Source organism: Pseudomonas sp. K5002 (assembly GCF_013386655.1).
Classification (GTDB): Bacteria; Pseudomonadota; Gammaproteobacteria; order Pseudomonadales; family Pseudomonadaceae; genus Aquipseudomonas.
Window position 1 is genome coordinate 1 of sequence record NZ_JACARK010001206.1, and the last position, 2,118, is coordinate 2,118.

Below are 2,118 nucleotides of genomic sequence, written 5' to 3' on the forward strand. Positions count from 1 at the left end.
CGATGCGTTCGGCGGCTTAATTTAGCGGCACGTCGGCGGAAACAATAGCCGGTGATTTGCCGCCCAGTTCCAGGGTGACCGGCGTCAGGTGTTCGGCCGCCGCGCGCATCACGTGCTTGCCGATGCTGGTGGCGCCGGTGAACAGCAGGTGGTCGAAGCGCAGCTTGGAAAACGCCATGCCCACTTCAGCCTCGCCGAGCACCACGCACACCAGGTCCTCGGGGAAGATCTTCGCCAGCAGCGCCTTGAGCAACTGGCCGGTGGCGGGGGTGGATTCGCTGAGCTTGAGCATCACCCGGTTGCCGGCCGCCAATGCACCCACCAGCGGGCCGATGGCCAGGTACAACGGGTAGTTCCAGGGCACGATCACCCCGACCACACCCAGGGGTTGATAGATGACCTTGGCGGACGCGGGCTGGAAGGCAATGCCTACAGCGCGGCGGGAAGGTTTCATCCAGCCCTTGAGGTGTTTGCTGGCGTAGTGAATGCCATGCAGGCTGGGCATCAGTTCGGCGAACAGGGTTTCGTCGGCGCTGCGGTGGCTGAAATCACTGCTGATGGCGTTGATCAGCGCCTGGCGCTCGTCACTCAACAGCTCGCGCAAGGCCTTGAGCCATTGCTGGCGCTGGGCGGCCGGCGGCATCGGGTTGGCGGCGTAGGCTTGGCGCTGGGCGTCGAACAGTTCCTGGAGCTGGTCCAGCGCCTGGGAATCTTGCAGGTAGGCAACGTTGGCAGACATGGCGAAGTTCCCGATTGTTATTGGAATGCTTCAGTTTTTAGAGTCATTGCTCTAAATTGTCAAATAACATTGCACAACGTGCCGATTTATCCGGACAAGGATAGTCCGTAAGATGCCGCCATCACGGGTCTAGAAGTTGATTTCCCATGGCACCACGAGTAAAGACCAGCGAGCGCATTGTGCAAACCAGCCTGGAGCTGTTTAACCAGCAGGGCGAGCGCAGTGTCAGCACCAACCATATCGCTGCCCATATGGAAATTTCCCCGGGCAACCTGTACTACCACTTCCCCAACAAGCAGGCGATTATCGCGGTGCTGTTTCGTGAGTACGAAGCGTTGGTGGACAGTTTCCTGCGCCCGCCCCAGGGCCGTGCGGTGACCGTGGAAGACAAGCGCTTCTACCTGCAGGCGGTGCTGGCCGGCATGTGGCGCTACCGCTTCCTGCACCGTGACCTCGAACACCTGCTGGAAAGCGACCCGGAGCTGGCCACCGGCTATCGGCGGTTCTCCCAGCGTTGCCTGATCCAGGGCGCAGCCATCTACCAGGGGTTTGTCGATGCCGGCATCCTGAACATGGACCCGGTGCAAACCGAAGCCCTGACCCTCAACGCCTGGATCATCCTCACCTCATGGGTGCGCTTCCTGTGCACCACCAATGAAAAGTCCACGCACCTGAGCGCTGAGGCCATCAAGCGCGGTGTGTACCAGGTGCTGGTGCTGGAAGCCGGGTTTATCACCCCCAAGGCCAAGGACGCGGTGGATGCACTGTTCAAAGAGTTTTACGTGCCGTTGAATCAGGCGCTGGAAGAAGTGAAGTAGGATGTTTCCCGAACGCTAACCTAGCCACAGGAGTCAGTCATGCCGCTTGCCCAACTGATCAGCCCCCAGCAACTGGCCGAGCGCCAGAAGTCCGGCGGGCTGGTGATCCTCGATTGCCGCTTTGCCCTGGAAGACCCGGACTACGGCCTGTGCAGCTACGCCGAAGGGCATATCGAAGGGGCGCAGTATGCCGATCTGGAGCGCCACCTCAGCGGGCCGATAATCAAGGGCGTGACCGGTCGCCATCCGTTGCCGGCGCCGGATGCGTTTATCCGGCAACTGCGGGCATGGGGCGTTAACGCCGACAGCGATATCGTTTTGTATGACGACGGCCCGGGTGCCTATGCCGCCCGTGCCTGGTGGCTGCTGGCCTGGCTGGGCAAGCGCGACGGTGTGTTCATCCTCGATGGCGGCCTGAAAGCCTGGCACGCGGCGGGCTTCCCGTTGAGCCTGGATGCGCCGGTGATCGAGCCCGGCACCTTCAGCGGCACGCCGGACAACCACTTGCAACTGGACGCCGAACACCTGCAGAAACGCCTTGGCCAGCCCGGCCTGACCCTG

2 protein-coding genes and 1 pseudogene are annotated in these 2,118 nt (G+C 61.8%); 2 read left to right on the plus strand and 1 reads right to left on the minus strand.

Features of this window, described 5'->3' with window-relative positions; translation table 11 throughout:
• Positions 1-22 precede the first annotated feature (22 nt).
• Positions 23-739 (minus strand): annotated as a pseudogene (locus HX846_RS34935) (aldehyde dehydrogenase family protein); the annotation flags it as partial.
• A gap of 146 nt (positions 740-885) precedes the next feature.
• Here HX846_RS34935 and HX846_RS34940 point away from each other — a divergent pair.
• Positions 886-1,557 (plus strand): TetR/AcrR family transcriptional regulator, encoded by a 672-nt coding sequence (locus HX846_RS34940; protein ID WP_003213791.1) that lies wholly within the window; start codon positions 886-888, stop codon positions 1,555-1,557.
• A gap of 39 nt (positions 1,558-1,596) precedes the next feature.
• The coding region (locus tag HX846_RS34945; protein ID WP_178967227.1) for a sulfurtransferase at positions 1,597-2,118 on the plus strand (522 nt) is incomplete at its 3' end.